We start from the raw sequence: 1,763 nt of genomic DNA, 5'->3' as shown, positions 1-1,763 counted from the left end.
CCAGCCAGCCACTCCGCCCATCGGTCGGCCTGCGCACGCAGCGCTCCCTCATCCCGACCGGAGACGACCAGAGGTATGGGGCCTTCCGGGGCTTCCCCGGACGTCTTGGTGGTCTTCTGTGCCGGGGGTTCTTCCAGCACCATGTGGGCGTTGGTGCCCGACAGGCCGAAGGAGGACACTCCGGCTCGGCGTACTCGGCCGGCCTCGCGCGGCCAGGGCCGGGCCTCGTCCAGGAGTTTCAGGCCGCTGCCCTCCCAGGCGATGTGCGGGCTGGGCTCGTCGGCGTACAGCGTCTTCGGCAGCATCTGGTGCTGCAGAGCCAGCACCATCTTGATCACACCCACCACACCGGCGGCGGCCTGCGTGTGTCCGATGTTCGACTTCGACGAGCCCAGATAGACCGGCCGGTCCGTATCCCGGCCCGGGCCGAACACCTCGGCCAGCGCGCCGGCTTCGATCGGGTCGCCCAGCGGGGTGCCGGTGCCGTGGGCTTCGACTGCGTCGATGTCGGCGGGGGTGAGGCGGGAAGCGGCCAGTGCGTCACGGATCACCCGCTGCTGGGAGGGGCCGTTGGGTGCGGTCAGGCCCTGGGAACGGCCGTCCTGGTTGACCGCGCTGCCACGGATCACGGCCAGGATCCGGTCACCGTCGCGTTCGGCGTCCGACAGCCGCTTCAGGACGAGGATGCCGCATCCGTCGGACCAGCCCGCGCCGTCGGCTCGTGCGGAGAAGGACTTGCACCGCCCGTCGGGAGCCATCCCCTTCAACCGTGAGAACTCCACGAACAGTCGTGGGGTGCTCATCACGGTGACGCCGCCGGCCAGGGCGAGTTCGCATTCGCCCTGCCGCAGCGCGGTGGCGGCGAGGTGGAGGGCGACGAGGGAGGACGAACACGCGGTGTCGACGGTGACGGCGGGCCCCTGAAGCCCCAGGGCGTAGGACACGCGGCCCGAGACCACACTGGACGCGTTGCCGGTGCTCATGTAGCCGTCGAAGGCGTCGAGTTCGCCCTGTTCCCCGTAGTCGGAGCTCATCGTGCCGAGGTAGACCCCTGTCTTGCTCTCACGGAGCGAGTCGGGCCGGATGCCGGCCCGCTCCAGGGCCTCCCAGGACGTCTCCAGCACCAGCCGCTGCTGCGGATCCATCGACACCGCCTCGCGCTGGGAGATGCCGAAGAAGGCGGCGTCGAAACCTTCCACGTCGCGGATGAAGCCGCCTTCACGGGCGTAGCTCTTGCCCACCGCGTCCGGGTCGGGGTCGTAGACGTCGAGATTCGCCCAGCGCGGAGGGAGTTCGCCAATGGCATCACCTCCGGTCGCGAGCAGGTGCCAGTACGCCTCCGGGGTGTCGACATCCCCGGGCAGACGGCAGGCCATGGCGATGATGGCGATGGGTTCGTCGTGCGCGGCGGGCCTGCGCTGATCAGCCGTCCTCTTCCTGCCTGCGGTGTCGTCGGCGAGGTCGAGTTTGTCGAGGAGCAGGGTTGCGATGGCGGTGGGGGTGGGGTGGTCGAAGGCGAGGGTGGCCGACAGGGTCAGGCCGGTGTGAGCGGACAGCCGACGGCGCAGCTCGACCGCCATCAGCGAGTCGATGCCGAGTTCCTTGAGCACCTGCTGGGCACCGACCGCCTCCGCACCCGGCAGCCCCAGCACCACCGCCGCCTCCTGCTGCACCACCCGGACCAGATGAGCAGCCCGCTCGGCCGCGGGCAGTGCCAGCAGCCGCTCCCGCAGCCCCGAAGAAGCACCCCCCGCCTCACCGGC

The 1,763-nt window shown here is 70.5% G+C and carries 1 protein-coding gene; it reads right to left on the bottom strand.

Annotated features, from left to right (window positions below; translation table 11 throughout):
- A partial coding sequence (locus tag CCN35_RS18820; RefSeq protein WP_143631634.1) for a type I polyketide synthase occupies positions 1-1,763 on the bottom strand: 1,763 nt, incomplete at both ends.

The organism is Streptomyces thermovulgaris, from assembly GCF_002155915.1.
GTDB lineage: Bacteria > Actinomycetota > Actinomycetes > Streptomycetales > Streptomycetaceae > Streptomyces > Streptomyces thermovulgaris.
This window is presented reverse-complemented; position numbering and strand designations above follow the sequence as displayed.